The organism is Kitasatospora sp. NPDC056731 (assembly GCF_040687675.1).
In the GTDB taxonomy this organism is placed as follows: domain Bacteria; phylum Actinomycetota; class Actinomycetes; order Streptomycetales; family Streptomycetaceae; genus Kitasatospora.
Genome location: NZ_JBFBNR010000028.1, coordinates 43,550 through 62,631 on the forward strand (window position 1 = coordinate 43,550; position 19,082 = coordinate 62,631).

The 19,082-nt window shown below is 71.0% G+C and carries 15 protein-coding genes; 13 read left to right on the forward strand and 2 right to left on the reverse strand.

The window, feature by feature from the left end:
• Positions 1–148 precede the first annotated feature (148 nt).
• The gene (locus AB0R04_RS26180; protein ID WP_363375279.1) at positions 149–1,090 is read left to right on the forward strand and encodes a nitrilase-related carbon-nitrogen hydrolase; all 942 of its coding nucleotides are present in this window, start codon (positions 149–151) and stop codon (positions 1,088–1,090) included.
• Positions 1,091–1,210: 120 nt separating this feature from the next.
• On the opposite strand, the gene asnB is transcribed toward AB0R04_RS26180, so the two are convergent.
• Positions 1,211–3,070, reverse strand: a complete 1,860-nt coding sequence (asnB, locus tag AB0R04_RS26185; RefSeq protein ID WP_363375281.1) for an asparagine synthase (glutamine-hydrolyzing) — start codon at positions 3,068–3,070, stop codon at positions 1,211–1,213.
• A 229-nt stretch (positions 3,071–3,299) separates the two neighbouring features.
• Positions 3,300–4,703 (reverse strand): short-chain fatty acyl-CoA regulator family protein, encoded by a 1,404-nt coding sequence (locus AB0R04_RS26190; RefSeq protein ID WP_363375284.1) that lies wholly within the window; start codon positions 4,701–4,703, stop codon positions 3,300–3,302.
• 347 nt (positions 4,704–5,050) lie between these two features.
• Here AB0R04_RS26190 and aceA point away from each other — a divergent pair, with 347 nt between their 5' ends.
• The 12 genes from aceA (at position 5,051) to AB0R04_RS26250 (ending at position 18,964) form a co-directional block, all read left to right on the forward strand.
• The gene (aceA, locus tag AB0R04_RS26195; RefSeq protein ID WP_363375285.1) at positions 5,051–6,346 is read left to right on the forward strand and encodes an isocitrate lyase; all 1,296 of its coding nucleotides are present in this window, start codon (positions 5,051–5,053) and stop codon (positions 6,344–6,346) included.
• Positions 6,347–6,475: 129 nt separating this feature from the next.
• On the forward strand, positions 6,476–8,086 hold the full coding sequence (aceB, locus tag AB0R04_RS26200; RefSeq protein ID WP_363375286.1) for a malate synthase A: 1,611 nt from the start codon (positions 6,476–6,478) through the stop codon (positions 8,084–8,086).
• A gap of 25 nt (positions 8,087–8,111) precedes the next feature.
• The gene (locus tag AB0R04_RS26205; RefSeq protein WP_363375288.1) at positions 8,112–8,789 is read left to right on the forward strand and encodes a 3-hydroxyacyl-CoA dehydrogenase NAD-binding domain-containing protein; all 678 of its coding nucleotides are present in this window, start codon (positions 8,112–8,114) and stop codon (positions 8,787–8,789) included.
• Positions 8,728–10,194 carry a site-specific integrase gene (locus AB0R04_RS26210; protein ID WP_363375291.1) on the forward strand — a complete coding sequence of 489 codons (1,467 nt, stop codon included), beginning with the start codon at positions 8,728–8,730 and terminating at the stop codon, positions 10,192–10,194. Before AB0R04_RS26205 ends, AB0R04_RS26210 begins: the two co-directional genes overlap by 62 nt.
• 65 nt (positions 10,195–10,259) lie before the next feature.
• Positions 10,260–11,363, forward strand: a complete 1,104-nt coding sequence (locus tag AB0R04_RS26215; RefSeq protein WP_363375294.1) for a tyrosine-type recombinase/integrase — start codon at positions 10,260–10,262, stop codon at positions 11,361–11,363.
• 16 nt (positions 11,364–11,379) lie between these two features.
• On the forward strand, positions 11,380–11,730 hold the full coding sequence (locus AB0R04_RS26220; RefSeq protein WP_363375296.1) for a helix-turn-helix transcriptional regulator: 351 nt from the start codon (positions 11,380–11,382) through the stop codon (positions 11,728–11,730).
• Entirely contained in the window at positions 11,727–14,150 is a 2,424-nt protein-coding gene (locus AB0R04_RS26225) for a site-specific integrase (protein ID WP_363375299.1), read from the forward strand. The genes AB0R04_RS26220 and AB0R04_RS26225 overlap by 4 nt, the downstream gene beginning before the upstream one ends.
• Positions 14,151–14,172: 22 nt before the next feature.
• A complete protein-coding gene (locus tag AB0R04_RS26230) occupies positions 14,173–14,538 on the forward strand; it encodes a hypothetical protein (protein ID WP_363375302.1) in 366 nt (121 codons plus the stop codon).
• A gap of 122 nt (positions 14,539–14,660) precedes the next feature.
• Positions 14,661–14,987 (forward strand): helix-turn-helix transcriptional regulator, encoded by a 327-nt coding sequence (locus AB0R04_RS26235; RefSeq protein ID WP_363375305.1) that lies wholly within the window; start codon positions 14,661–14,663, stop codon positions 14,985–14,987.
• Positions 14,984–17,344 carry an XRE family transcriptional regulator gene (locus tag AB0R04_RS26240; protein ID WP_363375308.1) on the forward strand — a complete coding sequence of 787 codons (2,361 nt, stop codon included), beginning with the start codon at positions 14,984–14,986 and terminating at the stop codon, positions 17,342–17,344. The genes AB0R04_RS26235 and AB0R04_RS26240 overlap by 4 nt, the downstream gene beginning before the upstream one ends.
• Complete coding sequence (locus AB0R04_RS26245; RefSeq protein WP_363375310.1) at positions 17,341–18,009, forward strand: hypothetical protein; 669 nt, start codon at positions 17,341–17,343, stop codon at positions 18,007–18,009. The genes AB0R04_RS26240 and AB0R04_RS26245 overlap by 4 nt, the downstream gene beginning before the upstream one ends.
• Complete coding sequence (locus AB0R04_RS26250) at positions 17,999–18,964, forward strand: hypothetical protein (protein ID WP_363375312.1); 966 nt, start codon at positions 17,999–18,001, stop codon at positions 18,962–18,964. The genes AB0R04_RS26245 and AB0R04_RS26250 overlap by 11 nt, the downstream gene beginning before the upstream one ends.
• Positions 18,965–19,082 lie beyond the last annotated feature (118 nt).

A 19,082-nucleotide genomic window follows, 5' to 3' on the forward strand; every position in this document is an offset into this window, starting at 1 on the left:
CACCCGTCGTCCGGGCGCCTGCGGTGCTGCTCGCACCCCCTTGCCGGAACGTTCCGGCACAGCTTAGGGTCACCCGTGCCGGAACGTTCCGGCACGGCTTCGGCCGCTGCTCCCGACACCATGACCCGAGACGACCCGAGGACCCGCCATGCGCCTGATCACCGCCCTGAACCCGCCCGCGTCCCCGGCCCGCACCCGCGCACCCCGGCGCGCCGCCCTGCGGGTCGCCCTCGTCCAGCAGCGCTGGCACGCGGACCCCGAGCAGCACCGGGCCGGCCTGCTGGAGGGGATCCGGCTCGCCGCCGAGCAGGGCGCCGCCCTCGTCGCCCTCCAGGAGCTCACGCTCTCCCCGTACTTCGCCGTGCTGCGCCAGGCCGACCACCCGCAGGCCGTCGAGCCCGAGGACCTGCGCACCGGCCCGACCTTCACGTTCGCCGCGGCCGCCGCCCGCGAGCACGGCCTCCACGTGCACGCCTCGCTCTTCGAGAAGGCCGACGGGCCGGACGGCCCCGACGGCCTCGGCTACAACACCGCGATCCTCGTCGCCCCCGACGGCACCCTGGTGCAGCGCACCCGCAAGCTGCACATCCCCGTGACCGAGGGCTACTACGAGGACACCTGGTTCCGCCAGGGCCCGGCCGACGAGGACGCCTTCCCCCTCGCCGAGGTGGGCGACGCCGCCGTCGGCCTGCCGACCTGCTGGGACCAGTGGTTCCCCGAGCTCGCCCGCGCCTACTCCCTCGCCGGCGCCGACGTCCTCGTCTACCCGACCGCCATCGGCTCCGAGCCGGGCCACCCCGGCTTCGACACCCAGCCGCTGTGGCAGCAGGTCATCACGGGCAACGCCATCGCCAACGCCACCTTCATGGTCGTCCCCAACCGCATCGGCACCGAAGGCGAACTCACCTTCTACGGCAGCTCGTTCATCGTCGACCCGTACGGCCGCGTGCTCGCCCGGGCACCGCGCGACGAGGCCGCCGTCCTGGTCGCCGACCTCGACCTCGACCAGCGCCACGACTGGCTCGAACTCTTCCCCTTCAACGCCACCCGCCGCCCCGACGCCTACGCGCCCCTGACCGCCGAGCGCTGACGCCAGCCGGCCTCCCCGGCCCGGCTCCGGCCGGGAGACGGGGAGGCCCGGCGGCGAGGCGGCGAGGCCGCGAGGCGGGGAGGCCCGGCGGCGAGGCGGCGAGGCGGTGAGGCCGCGAGGTCAGAGAGCCAGGGCGGGGCGGTGGTGGTCGAGCCACAGCGCGAGGTCGACGACCCGCTCCAGGCGGAGCCGGTGGCCCCACGGCAACTGCTCGGCAGGGGTGTCGAGGGCGGCCCCGACGACCGTCTCGTCGGCGATGTCCCGTACGTGCGGTGCGTCCAGCGCCTCGCGGGCCAGCCGCTGCAGGCCTGCGTTGTAGTCGGGGTGGTGGGTGGCCGGGTAGTGGTTCTTCGGCCGCCACAGCACCGAGTCGGGGGCGATGCCCCGGCCGAGGTCGCGCAGCAGGCTCTTCTCCCGGCCGTCGTGGTTCTTCATCGCCCAGGGGGTGTTGAAGGCGTACTCGACGAGGCGGTGGTCGCAGTAGGGCACGCGCACCTCCAGGCCCTGGGCCATGGAGAGGCGGTCCTTGCGGTGCAGGAGTTGGCGCAGCCAGCGGGTGAGCGAGAGGTGCTGCATCTCGCGCAGGCGGTGTTCGGCGGCGCGCTCGGAGTCGAGGCGGGGGACGGCGGCCACGGCGGTGCGGTAGGTGTCGGCGCGGAACTCGGGGATGCGCAGCTGGGCGGCGAGGTCGGGGTGGAGCGGCATGGCGGCCTGGTCCCCGGTGACCAGGAGCCAGGGGAAGGCGCGAGCGGCGAGCGCCTTCGGGTTGTGGAACCACGGGTAGCCTCCGAAGACCTCGTCGGCGGCCTCGCCGGAGAGGGCGACGGTGGAGTGCTTGCGGATCTCCCCGAACAGCAGGTAGAGCGAGGTGTCCATGTCGCCGACGCCGATCGGCGAGTCCCGGGCGACGACCACGGCGCGCCGGTTGTCCGGGTCGAGCAGGGCACGGGGGTCGAGGACGATGGTGGAGTGCTCGGTGCCGATGAACGCGCCGGCCTCGGCGGCGAACGGGGTGTCGTGGCCGGTGCGCAGCACGTCGCCGGTGAACCGTTCGGCCTGGTCGCTGTAGTCGACGGCGTAGGAGCGCAGCGTGGCCTGCGGCCCTTCGCGGAGCCGGAGTTCGTCGGCGATCAGGGCGGTGACGACGGTGGAGTCGAGGCCGCCCGAGAGCAGGCTGCACAGCGGGACGTCGGCCTCCAGCTGGGTACGGGCGGCGCGGTCGACCAGGCCGCCGATCAGCTCGGTGGTGGTCTTCGGGTCGTCGGTGTGCGGGCGGGCGGTCAGCTCCCAGTAGCGCCGTTCGCGGATGCCGTCGCGGTCGAGGACGAGCAGGCTGCCGGGGTGCACCTCGCGGACGCCGGCCCAGACGGTGGGGCCGGTGTTGAACAGCAGGCTGTAGGCCTCGCGCAGGCCCTCGGCGTCCACGGTGGGGGTCACCTCGGGGTGGGCGAACAGGGCCTTGGGTTCGGAGCCGAAGACGAGGCCGCCGTCGGTTTCGGCCCAGAACAGCGGCTTGACCCCGAGCCGGTCGCGGACCAGCAGCAGGCGCTGCTCGCGGTCGTCCCAGACGGCGAAGGCGTACATGCCCTCCAGGTGGTCGACCAGGGCGTCTCCCCACTCCTGGTAGGCGCGCAGGACCACCTCGGTGTCGCTCCGGGTCTCGAACCGGTGGCCCTTGGCGGCGAGTTCGGATCTCAGCCGGTGGTGGTTGTAGACCTCGCCGCTGTAGGTGAGCACCACCTGCGGGTGCTCGGGGCGGTCGGTCATGGGCTGGGTGCCGCCCTCGATGTCGATGACGGCGAGGCGGCGGTGGCCGAGCGCGGCGTGGCGGCCGAGCCAGACCCCGCCGGCGTCGGGTCCGCGCAGGGCCATGGTGTCGATCATGGCCTGGATGACGGAGGCGGCGCCGTGGCCGGTGTCCTGGTGGAAGGACTGGCCGATGTCCTGGTGGAAGGACACCCAGCCGGTGATCCCGCACATGCTCGCGCTCCTGGGGTGAAGGGGTGTGCTCTGCCGGACGCTGTCGGCGACGGCGTCCGGCACAGAAGTCGGACCGGACGTCGGGGAAGTTCCGAGCACCTGCATGATTCCCGGAGCGGGTCGGGCGGTGCCCGCGCGAAGCCCGACGGGGGGTGAACCGCCGGGCGTCGGGCTCGGACGGACGAGCGTCGGGCTCGGACGGAGGTGCCGGTACGCCGGGTGGCGGCGTTCAGTTCCGGGGGTCGGGCAGCGCGGGGTACGGGATGAAGGTGCTGGTGTGCTCGTCGAGCGCGAGCGGCCGGCCGATGGCGGGCGCGGCGCGCTGCGGGCACGCCGGGCGTTCGCACACCTTGCAGCCGAGCCCGATCGGGGTGGCGGCCGTCTGGTCGCCGAGGTCCAGTCCCGCCGAGTACACGAGCCGTGTGGCGTGGCGGAGTTCGCAGCCGAGGCCGATGGCGAAGGTCTTGCCGGGGCGGCCCCAGCCGCCGGGTGAGCGGGTGACGGCGCGGGCGGTCCAGAGGTAGCGCCGGCCGTCGGGCATGGCGGCGACCTGGACGTGGACCCGGCCGGGGGCGGCGAAGGATTCGTAGACGTTCCACAGCGGGCAGGTGCCGCCGGTGCGGGAGAAGTGGAAGTCGGTCGCGGACTGGCGCTTGGAGACGTTGCCGGCCCGGTCGACCCGGACGAAGGAGAACGGTACGCCGCGCAGCCGGGGCCGCTGGAGGGTGCTGAGCCGGTGGCAGACCGTCTCGTAGCCGACGCCGAAGTGGTCGGCGAGGTGCTCGATGTCGTAGCGCGCCGATTCGGCCTCGGCGTGGAAGGCGGCGTACGGCAGCACGAGGGCGGCGGCGAAGTAGTTGGCCAGGCCGATCCGGGTGAGCGACCAGGCGGTGGAGCCTTCCGGGCTGTCCTGGGCCGCGAGTTCGGACAGCAGCGGATCGTGTTCCAGGTAGGCGAGTTGGGTGGCCATCCGGAAGGCCTGCTGGCCCGGGCGCAGCCGGTCCGACAGGCTCAGGACCCTGCTGCGCGGGTCGTACCGGTGCAGGTGCTCGCCTCCGGCGACGGTTCGTACGCCGTGGCCGGAGGCGAGCCGGTCGGCCAGCACCGCCCTGACCTCGCCGCGCCGCAGGCCGATGGCTGCGGCCAACTCCTCGGCTGCGGTGTCGAGTTCGTGGAGGTAGTTCTGGCGGCGGTAGAAGAACTCGCGGACCTGTTCGTGCGGGGTGAGGGTGTCGGGGGCCAGGCCGCGGTCCCCTGCGAGGACGGCGAGCTGCTCGGCGACCGCCCGTCGGCTGCGGCCGAGGTCCATGAGCAGCCGCGCCACGGCGGGCAGGCGGGCGGCCACCTCGCCGAGGTCCCCGGCGGTGACCCGTCCGGCCGCGAGCTCCTCGCCGAGCGCGTCGCGCAGTTCGGCGGTGAGCCGGGCGCTGTCGGGCGGGGCGAAGTACCCGGCCTCGACGCCGAAGGCCTCGGTGAGGCGCAGCAGGACGGGCACCGTGAGCGGGCGGGCGTCGTGCTCCAGCTGGTTGAGGTAGCTGGGTGAGAGGTCGATCAGCCGGGCGAGGGCGGCCTGGCTGAGTCCGCGTTCCTCGCGCAGGCGGCGCAGCCGGGCGCCGGCGAAGGCCTTTCCCATCGTGTCGTTCTCCCCTTCACCGGGCGTCGGCCGATCCGGTGCGGGAAGCCTAGCCGCACTGCGCGGGGCCGAGTCGTCGCAACCTTCGCAGATTTGCCGGGGACCGTTCGCAGAAGTTGGCAGTGGTCCATCGGTGACGGCGGCCTCGCGGGGTGCCAGAGTCGGTGGTGCGGCCGGGAGGTGCGCAGGACAGCGGCGAAACACCAGGTCGGTCGCGGCCGGGCAGGCTGTCCGGGCATCCACGTCCTGCGGTGTTCCGCCGCCGCCCGGCACCGCCCGGCCGCCCACTCGCCCTTGCGGTGAGACACCTCACAACCTTCGCAACGAGCACCCTGGGGAGCAGACCCATGACTCAGTCGGTCCGGCAGCAGCAGGAGCAGCAGGCGGCGGCGCTGGCCGCGCGGTGGGCGTCCGACCCGCGGTGGGCGGGCATCGAGCGCACGTACTCGGCGGCCGAGGTCGTCCGCCTGTCCGGCACCGTCCGCGAGGAGCACACGCTGGCCCGCCGGGGCGCCGAGCGCCTGTGGCGGCAGTTGCACGAGCAGGACTACGTGCACGCCCTCGGCGCGCTGACGGGCGGTCAGGCCGTGCAGATGGTGAGGGCCGGGTTGCAGGCGATCTACCTGTCCGGGTGGCAGGTCGCGGCCGACGCCAACCAGGCCGGGCAGACCTACCCGGACCAGAGCCTCTACCCGGCCAACTCCGTTCCCCAGGTGGTGCGTCGGATCAACAACGCGCTGCTGCGCGCCGACGAGATCGACGCGGCGGAAGGGACGGACGGCGGACCGGACTGGCTGGTGCCGATCGTCGCCGACGCGGAGGCCGGGTTCGGCGGTCCGCTGAACGCCTTCGAGCTCACCAAGGGCATGATCGCGGCCGGCGCGGCGGGCATCCACTACGAGGACCAGCTCGCCTCCGAGAAGAAGTGCGGCCACCTGGGCGGCAAGGTGCTCGTCCCCACCGCCCAGCACGTCCGCACCCTCAACTCCGCCCGCCTGGCCGCCGACCTCGCGGACGTGCCGACCCTGATCGTGGCCCGCACGGACGCGCTCGCCGCCAACCTGCTGACCAGCGACGTCGACGAGCGCGACGCCCGGTTCTGCACCGGCAAGCGCACCGCCGAGGGCTTCTACCGGGTCGAGCCGGGCATGGCCCCGGTGATCTCGCGCGGCCTCGCGTTCGCCCCGTACGCGGACCTGATCTGGGTGGAGACCGGCACCCCGGACCTCGCCCAGGCCCGCGAGTTCGCCGAAGCGCTCAAGGCCGAGCACCCGGACAAGATGCTCGCCTACAACTGCTCGCCGTCCTTCAACTGGAAGGCGGCCCTGGACGACGACCAGATCGCCAAGTTCCAGCGGGAGTTGGGCGCGATGGGCTACCGCTTCCAGTTCATCACGCTGGCCGGCTTCCACGCGCTGAACCACTCGATGTTCCAGCTCGCCCGCGGCTACGCCGAGCACGGGATGACGGCCTACGTCGACCTCCAGGAGGCCGAGTTCGCGGCCGTGCCGCAGGGCTACACCGCGGTGAAGCACCAGCGCGAGGTCGGCACCGGGTACTTCGACCTGGTCTCCGCCGCACTCAACCCGAACGCCGAGACGCTCGCCCTGACCGGCTCCACCGAGGCCGAGCAGTTCCACTGAGCCATACCCGGCGCACTGAGCCCTCCCCGGCGGCCTCCTTGGGGAGAGACCGCCCTTCACCCCGCCGCCCGGGGCCCCGTTGAGGGACGAGGCCTCGGGCGCCCTCCCACCCGCCACCTGGAGAACCGGATGAGCCAGCCCAGCCGCATCGACGTCCTCGGCGAACACGAGGACCGCTTCGACGAGATCCTCACCCCCGACGCCCTGGACTTCCTGGCACGCCTGCACGAGGCCTTCGCCGACCGCCGCGCCGAACTCCTCGCCGAGCGCCGCCGCCGCGCGACAGCGCTCGCCACCGGAGGCACCCTGGACTTCCTCCCCGAGACCCGCGCCGTCCGCGAGGACACCACCTGGCGGGTCGCCGGCGCCGGCCCCGGCCTGGCGGACCGCCGGGTGGAGATCACCGGCCCGCCCGAGCGCCGGATGGCCGTCAACGCGCTCAACTCCGGCGCGAAGGTGTGGCTGGCGGACTTCGAGGACGCCACCTCCCCCACCTGGCACAACCTGCTCACCGGCCAGCTGAACCTGCTCGACGCCATCGAGCGCCGGATCGACGACACCACCCCGAAGGGCAAGCGGTACCGGATCGGCGACACGCCCGCCACCATCGTCGTGCGCCCGCGCGGCTGGCACCTCGACGAGCAGCACCTGCTGATCGACGGCCGCCCGGCGATCGGCGCCCTCGTCGACTTCGGCCTCCACCTCTTCCACTGCGGCCGGCGGCAGATCGAGCGCGGCAGCGGCCCGTACTTCTACCTGCCCAAGCTGGAGAACCACCTCGAAGCCCGGCTGTGGAACGACGTCTTCACCTTCGCCCAGCACGAGTTGGGCATCCCACACGGAACGATCCGCGCCACCGTACTGATCGAGACCATCACCGCCGCGTTCGAGATGGACGAGATCCTGTACGAGCTGCGCGAGCACGCGGCCGGCCTCAACGCCGGGCGCTGGGACTACCTGTTCAGCCTGATCAAGAACTTCGCCACGCACGGCCCCCGCTACGTCCTGCCGGACCGCGCCACCCTCACCATGACCCAGCCCTTCCTGCGCGCCTACACCGACCTGCTGGTGCGCACCTGCCACCGGCGCGGCGCACACGCCATCGGCGGCATGGCCGCCGCCGTCCCGCAGCGCGACCCCGCCGCCAACGAGGCGGCCCTGACCAAGGTCCGCGCCGACAAGGAGCGCGAGGCCGGCGACGGCTTCGACGGCTCCTGGGTCGCCCACCCCGGCCTCGTCGCCACCTGCCGGACGGCCTTCGACACCGTCCTCGACGGCCGCCCGCACCAGCTCGACCGCACCCGCGAGGACGTCGAGGTCACCGCCGCCGACCTGCTCGGCGTGCACAAGCTGTCCGTCGGCCTGCCGACCGAACAGGGCCTGCGCTCCAACGTCGCCGTCGCCCTGCGCTACCTGACGGCCTGGCTCGGCGGCTCCGGGGCCGCCGCCGTCTTCGGCCTGATGGAGGACGTCGCCACCGCCGAGATCGCCCGCTGCCAGATCTGGCAGTGGCAGCACCACTGCTCCCGGCTGACCGGCGGCTCGCTCGCCACCCCCGACCTCGTACGGCGGCTGATCGACCGCGAGCGCGCCGCGCTGCTCGGCGAGGGCGCCGACCCGGCGCTGGTGGACGACGCCGTACGGATCCTGGAGGAGACCGCCCTCGGCGCCGAACTGCCCGCCTTCCTCACCACCGAGGCCTACGCCCGCCACCTCGTGCGGATCCGCACCGCGGCCTGAGCCGCCCGACCACGGAGGCAACACCATGAACGACATCCGCCGCATCGCGGTCGTCGGCGCCGGGCAGATGGGCTCCGGCGTCGCCGAGGTCTTCGCCCGCGCCGGCCTGGACACCGTCGTCTGCGAGGCCGGCCGAGGCGCCCTGCGCGCCGCCCGGGCCCGGATCGACCGCTCGCTGCACCGCGCCGTCGACCGCGGCCGGATCAACGAGCAGCAGCGCACGGACGCCTGGGCCCACCTGCTGTTCGCCGACGACCTGGAAGCGCTCGCCGACCGCCAGCTCGTCGTCGAGGCGGTCGTCGAGGACGAACGGGTCAAGACCGAGGTGCTCAGCACCCTGGACAAGGTGCTCGTCGCCGACGACGCCGTCCTGGCCACCAACACCTCCGCCATCCCGGTCACCCGCCTCGGCGTCACCACCGACCGCGCCTCCCACGTCCTCGGCCTGCACTTCTTCAACCCCGCCCCCGTCATGCCGCTCGTCGAACTGGTCGCCTCGCTGCACACCGCCCCGACCGTCCTCGACCGGGTGGAGGCCTTCACCCGGGACACCCTCGGCAAGCACGTCATCCGCTCCCGCGACCGGGCCGGCTTCGTCGTCACTTATGCGGTTCTGGACTTGTCCTTGCTACGTTCCAGCGGTGCGATCCAGATCAAGAGATCCGGGCGTGCTGGGCTGGCGGGTGTTCTTCACCCGGCGTGAGCTCGGCCTGCCGCAGTCGAGTACGGACGTGATGGTCGACGTCGCGGCTCTGGACGACTGGTTGGACGAGTACCGGATCGAGGACGGCTCGCCGTACCTGATCGACCCGCTCGGCCGGTACGACGTCGACCTGAACGACTACTTCGTCAGGGTGCTGGCCAACGAGCCGACCACGACCCAGGCTGCGGTCGCCTACGACCTGAAGCGGTTCCTGAAGTTCCTGTGGGACAACCGGGGCCGGCGGAGCTGGAAGGCCGCGACCGCGGACGACCGGGAGGCCTTCAAACACTGGCGGCTGCACGATGCCGCCGGTCCGCGGGTGGAGATGACGACCTGGGACCGCGAGGTCGCCACGGTCCACCAGTTCTACCTGTGGGCCGTCGCGGCAGGCCATGCGTCCCGGAACCCGTTCCGGCACCGGGCCTCCCGCAGCCGCGATCCGCGGCGGGCGCCGGGCGGGCCGACGCCGGCGGAGGCGTCGCACGAGGGCCGGCCGAACGACGTCGAGTGGCTGCCGCCCGCGACCTACCGCCTCTGGCGCGACACGGGGGTGCGCGGCTTCACCCCGCAGGGCCTGCCGGACCGGTCGTTCCGCGGCCGCTTCGCCTCGCGGAACTCCGCCTACACCGATGCGATGATCCGCACCGGGCTGCGGCTGTCCGAGCAAACCGCGCTGAGCCTGTTCGAGCTGCCCGGGCCGGTGCCGGGGGTGCTCAACGCCCGCACGTGGCTGCCGGAGGCGATCGCCAAGGGCGGCTCGGCCCGCAGGGTCTACTTCCCGGCGTCGGCGCTGAAGGACATCTGGGACTACGTGGAGACGGACCGGGCGGAGGCCGTCGAGGAGGCCCGCGAGAAGGGCCTCTACGAGCGGATCCGCAGGCCGCTGATCGTCCCGGACGCGCGCAGGCCGGTGGTGGTGGTCGACGGCGAGCGCGTGGCGATCGGCAAGCTGGACGAGCGGGAGCGGCGCCGCGTCCTGATCGACACCGCGCGGGGCCTGGAGCCCGCGGCGCTGTGGCTGAACCGCTACGGCCTGCCGAGCCGGCCCTCGGGCTGGCAGGAGGTCTTCAAGACCGCCAACGCGCGCTGCGCGCGGCTGGGCCTGCGGGTCTCGTGCCACGCCCACGTCCTGCGGCACAGCTTCGCGGTGATCACCCTCGAACAGCTGTGGCGCGGGCACATCCAGGAGCTGGCGGAGATGACGCCGCGGCAGCGCGAGACCTACCAGATGGTCTTCGGTGATCCGCTGAACTGGGTGCGGATGCGCCTGGGCCACCGGTCGATCGAGACGACGCAGATCTACTTGAACCCTCGGGAATTGCATCAGGCGGGCGAGAACCTGCAGGTCGCCAGGTCACGGTGGGGGGCTGAAGGGCTCCGACGCTACTACGAGCTGGCGGTCTGAACAGGCATGTTGCCGAGATGATCCCTTCTGATGCATGATTTGCCCTCCAGAAGGGATGGTCTGGAGTGGTGCATCAGCGCAAGGTGGCCCTGGCCGGGTCCGCCCATCTGGAGCTTGTCTCCGGGGTGGTTCAGCTGCGTCCTGAGGACGCGATGTTCGACGCGATGCTGCGGGGCTGGCGTGCTCAGCAGAAGTCGCGGGGGCTGAGGGACGAGACGGTCGACGACCGGGAACGGCTCATACGCCGGTTCCTGGAGTTCGCGAATGAGTACCCGTGGCAGTGGACACCGGCCCACGTGGACGAGTGGTCGCTCTCTTTGACGAGTGAGAAGCACCTGGCGCCGTCCACCATCCGCAGCTATCAGGGCGACGTCCGCATGTTCAGCGAGTTCCTCATCGACGGCCGCTACGGCTGGGGGCCTGCCTGTGAGGAAGCCTTCGGCACGTTCCCGGTGGCGGTCTGCCACGAGTGGAACACCATCGCCCACCTCAACGACTACGAAGGCGACCCGGAGGCGAAGCCGTTCACCCGGGAACAGTTGCAGCTCTTCCTCGACTACGCCGACGACCAGGTCGAACGGGCGGTACGGGCGAAACGCAAGGGCGCCCTTGCGGCCTACCGCGACGCCACGCTGTTCAAGGTCATCTACGGTTGGGGCCTGCGTCGCACCGAGACCTCCAAGCTCGACGTGGTCGACTTCGGACGGAACCCTCAGGCCCGCCAGTTCGGCCGGTACGGCACGCTCAACGTCCGCTACGGCAAGGCGAAGAAGGGCCAGCCGCCGCGGCGGAGGAACGTGCTGTCGGTGATGGACTGGGCCGTCGAGGCGGTCACCGACTACGTCGAGAACGTCCGGCCGCGCTTTGGTTTCCCCGATCACCCGGCACTCTGGATCACCGAGCGCGGGGGCCGTCTGCAGCCCGGCTCCATCAACGACCGGTTCGAGGCATACCGAGACGCCCTCAAGCTGCCGAAGGAGCTGGTCCCGCACTCTCTTCGGCATTCGTATGTCACGCACCTGACCGAGGACGGGGTAGACCGGCGCTTCATCCAGCAGCAGGTCGGTCACGAGTGCGACAGCTCCCTGGCCATTTACACGCACGTCAGCGACGACTTCATGAACACTTCCCTGCACAAGGCACTGGCCCCGGCCTTCGCCGGGGACTGACAGGAGGGATCCGGCGATGGCCGCCAAGCTCGACTACCACTGGCACCTGCGCAAAGTCATGGCGGACCGCGGGATGTTCTCCACCACCGACCTCATCCCGCCGCTCGCCGAACGCGGCATCACCCTGTCGTCGAGCCAGGTCTACCGGCTCGTCGTCGAGCGACCGGAGCGGCTGAGCCTGAAGATCCTCATGGCCCTGCTCGACATCCTGGACTGCACGATGGACGACCTCATCGAGCCCTTCACCGTGGCCGGAGCCGTGAGGAAGCCCAAGAAGGCCGCCGCCAGCGGCGGCGGGGAACCCGCAGAAGGGCTCGGCGGACTGCGGCCGAAACGGGCCAGGATCAGGGGTGTTGACCGGCCATGACCAGTGCTGACCACCGTGGTCGCGCCGTCACCGACCCGATCGGCCTGATGACCGATCTGATAGCCGACGTCGAGAAGGAACTCGAACCCGCCGCCGTCCAGACCGTGGTCACCGCGGTCGCGGGCGGCCGGGCGAAGTCGCGCCGCCTCGCCCAGGTCCTGGCGACGCGGCCCGGCGTCCTCACCGACGGCCGATCACCGGCGCCACGGGCCATCGGCGACCTGCTCATCGAACTCCGCAAGGCCGGCGCCTCGGCGATCTCGCCACCCGTCTGCACCGAGTGCGGCAAGAACCTGCGGACCCTCCAGCGCCAGGGCCAGAACTGGTACTGCTCGGTCTGCGGCCAGGAGACCGCGGAATGTGCCGCCTGCGGCAACACCCGGCGCCTCTCCTTCCGGGACCGCAAGGGCCTGCCCCGCTGTTCGATGTGTCCCGACGCCGACGACCGTGATCCGGCCACGGTTGTCCACGAAGTGATCGCCGCGATCTCCCCGGACGCCGACCGTGACGTGATCGCCGAAGCCCTCCACCGGTCAGTACCCCACCGCCCCGCCTATCGGCGGAGGCTGGTCTGGGCCCTGGAGGACAATCCCCGCCTGCTGACCGGCGAGGGCTATCTCGCCCCGCATCGCGCCATCCTGCAGTTCATCGACCTGCTGCACGAGGCGGGCGTCGCCGGGATCGTCCGTCCGGCCTGTCCTCGCTGCCATCGGGTCGTCCGCATCGACAAGCCGTTGGACGGGCAGCGGGTCTGCCGCAACTGCATCGCCAAGTCGCGTGTCGAGGAATGCGCACGCTGTGGTGCCCGGCGCGAACCGGCGACCCGCGACGAGCAGGGGCGTCCGCTGTGTCCGAACTGCCTGGTCACCGACCCTGCGAACACCGAGGTCTGCATCAGCTGCAGCGAACGACGGCGAGTGCAGACCCGCACCGCCGACGGCCCTCTCTGTCCCAACTGCTGTCCGCTACCGGTCCTGGCCTGCTCGCTCTGCGGTCGCACCGCCCCCTGCACGCTCTCCAAACTGACCGGCCTTCCCCGCTGCGGCGGCTGCGACAGGCGCCAAGCCCACTGCACCGTCTGCGGACGGCTTCGCGGCATCCACTCCGGCACCGCCGACGCCCCCATCTGCGGCCCCTGCACCGCACCGGACGCGGAACTCTGGCGCCCCTGTCCGACCTGCGGCGAAGCCGAGCGGCTACGAGTTCCAGGGCCCTGCCCTCGCTGCACTCTCAAGCGGCGGATCCACGAACTCCTCGCCGATGACACGGGCGCCATACCGCCGAAGCTGCAGGCCCTCCACGACGCCCTGACCGGCACCGAGCGCGCCGGCACCGCGATGCGCTGGCTCTCCAAGGGCATCGTCTCCACCGTCCTGTCGGATCTGGGCTCCGGGCGCCGGCCTTTGAGCCACGAGGCCCTGGACGAACTCCCGAACGGCAAGGTCGTCGAGCACATCCGCAGCGTGCTCGTGGCCACCGACGCCTTGCCGCACCGGGACGAGCAGATGGTCCGCCTGGAGCGACACGTGAGAGAGCTCGTCACCTCCCACGCAACCGTCGAGGGGCGCAAGGTCCTGCACCGGTATGCGACTTGGCACCTGATGCGGCGCCTTCGCCGCCGCAGCCGCGGCAGGGACATCACGCACACCCAGCTCACGGTCGTCCGCCAGCACCTGCGGGCAGCCGTCCACCTCCTCAACTGGCTCGACGACCAGGACCTGACTCTCGCCACCTGCCGCCAGATCGACCTCGAACGCTGGATGACCAGCGACGACGTGCGCCACCGCCGGGAAGCAGGCAACTTCGTGCGCTGGGCCCTCTCCCAGAAGATCGCCCGCGACCTCAGCTTCCCGGCCGTGCGATGGAACGGCCCGTCCCGGCCGATGGACGACGAGGCCCGCTGGGCCACCGCCCGCCGGCTGCTTCACGACGACACCATCCGAACCGAAGACCGCCTGGCCGGGCTGCTGTTGCTCCTCTATGCCCAGTGGCCCGCAGAGATCTCCCGTCTGACCGTCGACCACATCGAGCAGATCGACGGAGCGGTCCGCATCCGACTCGGTGAAGTTCCGGTCGAACTGCCGCAGCTCGTCGCCGACTTGGCCATTCAGCAGGTCGCGGTTCGCCGCAGTCACGCCGTCCTCGCGCGCACGGATTCGCCGTGGTTGTTCCCCGGTGGCCAGCCCGGCCGTCCGATCAGCGTCTGGGCCATGGGCGAACGCCTCCGCAAGCTCGGCATCAGGCTCGCCGAGACCCGCTCGACTGCTCTGTTCCAGCTCGCCACCGAGCTGCCCGCCGCAGTCCTCGCCCGCACCCTCGGCATCGACATCACCGTCGCCGTCAAATGGCAACGAGCCGCAGCCGGCGATTGGGGCACCTACGCGGCCGACGTCAGCCGGCGGCTCTCTTACCAGGACTGATGACGACAGAAGGGACATGCACATGGGCATTTATGTGTCAGTCAGAGGGTGGCTGGAGTGTGATGAGACGCAACTCGTCACCGTCCAAGAGATCATCTCGTTCCACGCGGACGATCACTACTCCAGTGGGTGGAACGTGCCTCGGCAGCAGGTCAACTGGACCCACTACATCTTCTACGGCGCCGACATCCGGGAGTCGGCCCTCGACTGGTTCATGAACCAGCTCAGCGAGATCGTCCGGATCCCGGCCTCTGACGACGACGGAGACCTCATCCGGGGCCTCTTCCTTGCCAGCCACGAAGTCGATGGGACGGCTGAGTGGCAGGTCCGCGATGGCCAGCTCGTCATCTCGCCCGCCGACATCAGACACCAGTACCTCGACGGATAGGCCCACCCATTCCGAGAGTTCCAATACCCGAGTCCACCATTAGGTGTCTCCGACGAGTACCGCAACCGGCTGCTGCATAAGAAGTTGGGCCAGCGATTCCCTGGCATCTGGGAGGACCCGAAGTGATCAAGAAGATGGGCTACCGCTGGAACCTGCGCAAGCTCATGGCCGACCGGGAGATGTTCCAGACCACCGACCTGGTGCCGCTGCTGGCCGAACGGGGCGTCAATCTTTCGCGCGAGCAGGTCTTCCGCCTGGTCACGCAGCCGCCGCAGCGGCTGTCGATGGACGCCCTCGCGGCTCTGTGCGACATCCTCGACTGCCAGCCCAACGACCTCATCGAGATCCAGGTCGTCAACGAGGAGGTACGCAAGACCGCAGGCGGTGAGGCGCCTGGCCCCCTTCCGGCCGTGCGCCGGACCTCGATCCGCCGCCCGGAGGGACTGTGACCGCGCCCTCGCCGACCGCCCCATCGGTCGTCGCCCGTCTCGCCGCCCAGGCGGCGCGGATGGAAGCCGCCACCAACGCCGCCATCGGCCAGGTCACCCGGGCCCTGCCGGTCCTCAGCACCGCCGAGGCGACAGCAGTACTGGAAGCGGCGGTGCCGATCCCCGTGCGCGGGGCCGCGCGGTTCCTCGAAGAGCTGGCCGACCATATGGCCGCCCATCCCGATGCCTTGACCTCGGGCAGTTCCCTCTGCCCACCGGTCCTGCTGCGGCTGGCCCAGGTGCTGCACGAAGCCGGGCACCCGGTCGTCCGCCCCGGATGCGCGCACTGCGGAAAGATCCGTGCTGACCTGCGACAACTCCGCCCCGAAGGGCGGGTCTGTGGTTCGTGCGACGCCCGAAGTCGGCAAGGCGAAACCTGCGCACGCTGCCACCGTGACGGCCAGCGCGTCACTGCCCGGCGCCCCGAGGGCCCGATCTGCCACCGCTGCTACCGCGCGGACCCCGCCACGTTCGAGGAGTGCGCCGACTGCGGTGAGCTCCGCCACCTGGTGGTGCGACGTGACGACGGTCGCGGGCTGTGCATCAAATGCTGGAAGCGCCCGATGCACACCTGTGCGAGCTGCGGTAAGACCGCAGCCGCGGCCCTCGTCGACGCCGACGGCGCGCTCTGCCACCTCTGCTACAACCGCCACCGCCGGCCACGGCGTCCCTGTGGTCGGTGCGGGCAGCTCAAGCGCATCGCCCGCAACGCGCGCGACGGGCAGCCTGACCTCTGCGACGGCTGCTACCAGGGCCCCGAGGTGACCTGCTCGATCTGCAGCCGGGTCCGTCCCTGCGCGAGCCGCGACCAGCAAGGCGAGCCGATCTGCGCCACCTGCTACCAGCGGCACCGCACCGGCGAGCAGTGCGCCCGCTGCGGTCGGACCAAGCCGGTCAACACCCGATGGCCGATCGGGCCGGTCTGCATGACCTGCTACACCGCCGTGCTCCGGTCACCGGCAGAGTGCGCCCGATGCGGCATGGTCCAGCCGCTGATCGCGCGGGACAACCACGGCGCCGCGGTCTGCGGACCCTGCGTCGGCTTCGCCGCCGACTACACCTGCCGCCAGTGCGGCCGGGCGGGCAACCCCCACAGCCGCGGCCGGTGCGCTCACTGCGTCCTCGCCGAGCGGGTCAACGCCCTGCTGGCCGGTCCCGACGGAACCGTCGCGCCGCAGCTGGAACCGCTCGCAGCCGCACTGGCGGACGCCCCCTCACCGTTCCCCGCCATCCAGTGGATCAAAGAGAGCCCCAACACCAAGCTCCTCGCCCGGCTCACGACCGACGGCCACGAGCTCACACACGAACTCCTGGACGGACTCCCGCCCAGCCAGAATCAGCGCTATATCCGTCAACTCCTCGTCCACACAGGCGTCTTGGGCGAACGCCATGAGGACCTCGAACGCATCCCCGGCTGGCTGGAGCACGAACTCGCGGACAAGCCGGCGGCTCACGCCAACCTCGCCCGCCCGTTCCTGCACTGGTTCCTGCTGCGGCGGGCACGCCAGCGGGCCGCTGTCCGCCGCCATCCCGCCTCGGCCGACCGCGACCTGCGTCGCCGCGTCAGCGTCGCCCTGGACTTCCTGGCCTGGATGGACCAACGCGGCCTGGACCTCGCCGACCTCGCCCAGGAGCACGTCGACGAGTGGATCACCGGAGCCACCAGCCAACGGTGCTACCTCATCCGCTACTTCCTGAAATGGACCACGGGCCGTCGGCTCACCCGTGAACTGACCGTCCCTTCCATCCCGCGGCAGGAGCCCCAGGACCTGCTCGACGAGGACGACCGATGGCCGCTCCTCCAGCGCTGCCTGACCGACGATGCCCTGCCCATGGACGTCCGGGCCGCTGGCGCGATCACTCTGTTGTTCGGCCCGTCCACCGAACGCCTCTGCCATCTGACGCCTGAGCACCTCAAGGTCGGCGACGGGCACACCCACCTGGTCCTGGGTCGCCACCCCGTCCTGCTGCCCCCACTGCTCGCCGGGCTCCTTCGGCACCTCGCCGAGCAGCCCCAGCTGCGGCCACAGCTCTCGCGAGCCCGCCCGGGTCCCCAGTGGCTCTTCCCCGGGATGGTTCCGGGCAAGCCGATCTCGACGCACGGCATGACCCAGAAGCTGGGCCGCCACGGCATCCCGGTCCGCACCGCCCGCAACGCGGCGCTGGCTGCCCTCGCCGCCGATCTGCCCAGCCCGATCCTCGCCGACGTGACCGGGATGCACCGCCACACCGCACTCCGCTGGGTCGCCTACGCCCGACGCGACTGGGCCGAGTACCTCGCGGCTCGGACCGCGGACCAACAGGAGGACAGACGATGACCGACACGACTGGCCACAACGACGGGCGCACAGCCCAAGAAGTGCGCGAATACCTACTCACGCACTTGAACGACGCCTTGCGTCGGCCGGGGATGTACGGCGGGGAGACTGCGCTCAGGCTCTACCTCGACGCAGTGGCGTTCGCCGCCGACGCCGACCAGGAATGGCAGGAGGAACTGAAGGACCTGCAAACCCGCCGAGGATCCTCCTCCACCGGCGTGCGCGGAGCCTTCCAGGATCTCTGGGGTGATGCACACGAGGGCGCCGTGGCCTCGGTCTACGCCGAGATCGCACACCGTCAGGGATGGCTGCAACTCGACCGGACCCTCACCTCGGCTGAGTACGACGAGCTCCGCCGCATCAGCGAGTCCTGGTGCCGCGAGGACCGTCTCCTCAGCGACGTCGTCACGAGGTTCGGCCCACCCTCGATCCTCTTCGGAGGGAACAACCCCAACTACCCCAAGACGCTGGCCTACGCGACCGACCGACGTGACGACACCCTGCTCTGCTTCCACCTCTGGAACAGCTTCGCCACGAGTCCGAGCTCGTCGTCAGCCTCCGTCCATGCCGAACCAGTCCTCTGGGCCTTCCGGGACGGCGGCACCCTGTTCACGGACGGCTTCACCTTCACCCCGGAGGGATCCGCTCGTCGGCGTGCGAGCTGAAGTGCGGGAGCCGCACCACACCGCTGACGGGTCCGAGGGGATGATGGTCTGCACAGGTCATGGTGCGGGCGAGTTCATATGGGATGCGAAAGTGATCGAGGTGGAGCGCCACGGGGCATTCAACGTCAACTGTGTGGGGCTGGAGCGTCTGCCGTTCCCGTTGAGTTTCAGTGTCCGGGAGGCTGGCGGCTCGTGGTTGGTCAGTGCGGCGGCCGCCCGGGCCGGAGAGTTGATCGATGTGCTGACCCGCACGGCGAACGACATGGTCGTCGTCGTGAACCTGGCGACGAATAGTTTCCTGAACGAGGACTACCAGCAATGGCGGCCGTCTCTGATCGCTGCGGAGCAAGGGGTCGACTGTACCGTCCACCCAGTCGGGGCATGGGCCTCTGACTCTATCGAGCTCGGCGAGGAGTTCCTGGTGATGCACCGGGATAGCCTGCCCCGATTCCTGAGCAGCGACTGGTCGCCCTATGAGCTGTCGCTGGTCGACGTGCCGGCGGGGGCGACCCCTGAGCGGCTTGATGAGCTCACTCTGGTCATCGGCACGGCTACTGGTGACGAGCCGGTCCTGCCTCGCCTCGACGGCTCGCGTTTCTGGTTCTCCGGGCACGACGACTGCTACTTGGCGGTCGAATCGATGGATCCGGCCATGCCCGCATCGGTCCTCGGCCGGCTTCTGGCCTTGCTGGCCGGCTCCGCTTTGATCGGTGCCGATGGAGCCTCGTCAGTGAGGGTTCCGGAACCGGACAATGCGCTGCCAGAGCAGCTGATTCGTGAGAGTCCGCATTGGATCGGAGCCGTCGGGACCGCATCCGTGACCATGGTGACCGTCAAGTTGTCGGCCCTGTCCCAGCGGTGGCGTCTCGGCCAGGATCTGCCGGAACGGGCCGACCGCGTGGCGACACTCAACCTGGACCACGGCGTGTGGCATCTCGCCCCCGCCGAGTCATAGGGGCAGGGGTGCGCCTTCGGCCTCGCCAGTGATGTCGAGCGACGATACGAAGCACTGGCCGAGTCGCTGGGCGTGGGATGGGCCAGCTCCGAGCGCCTTCTGATGCCGCAGTACGGCA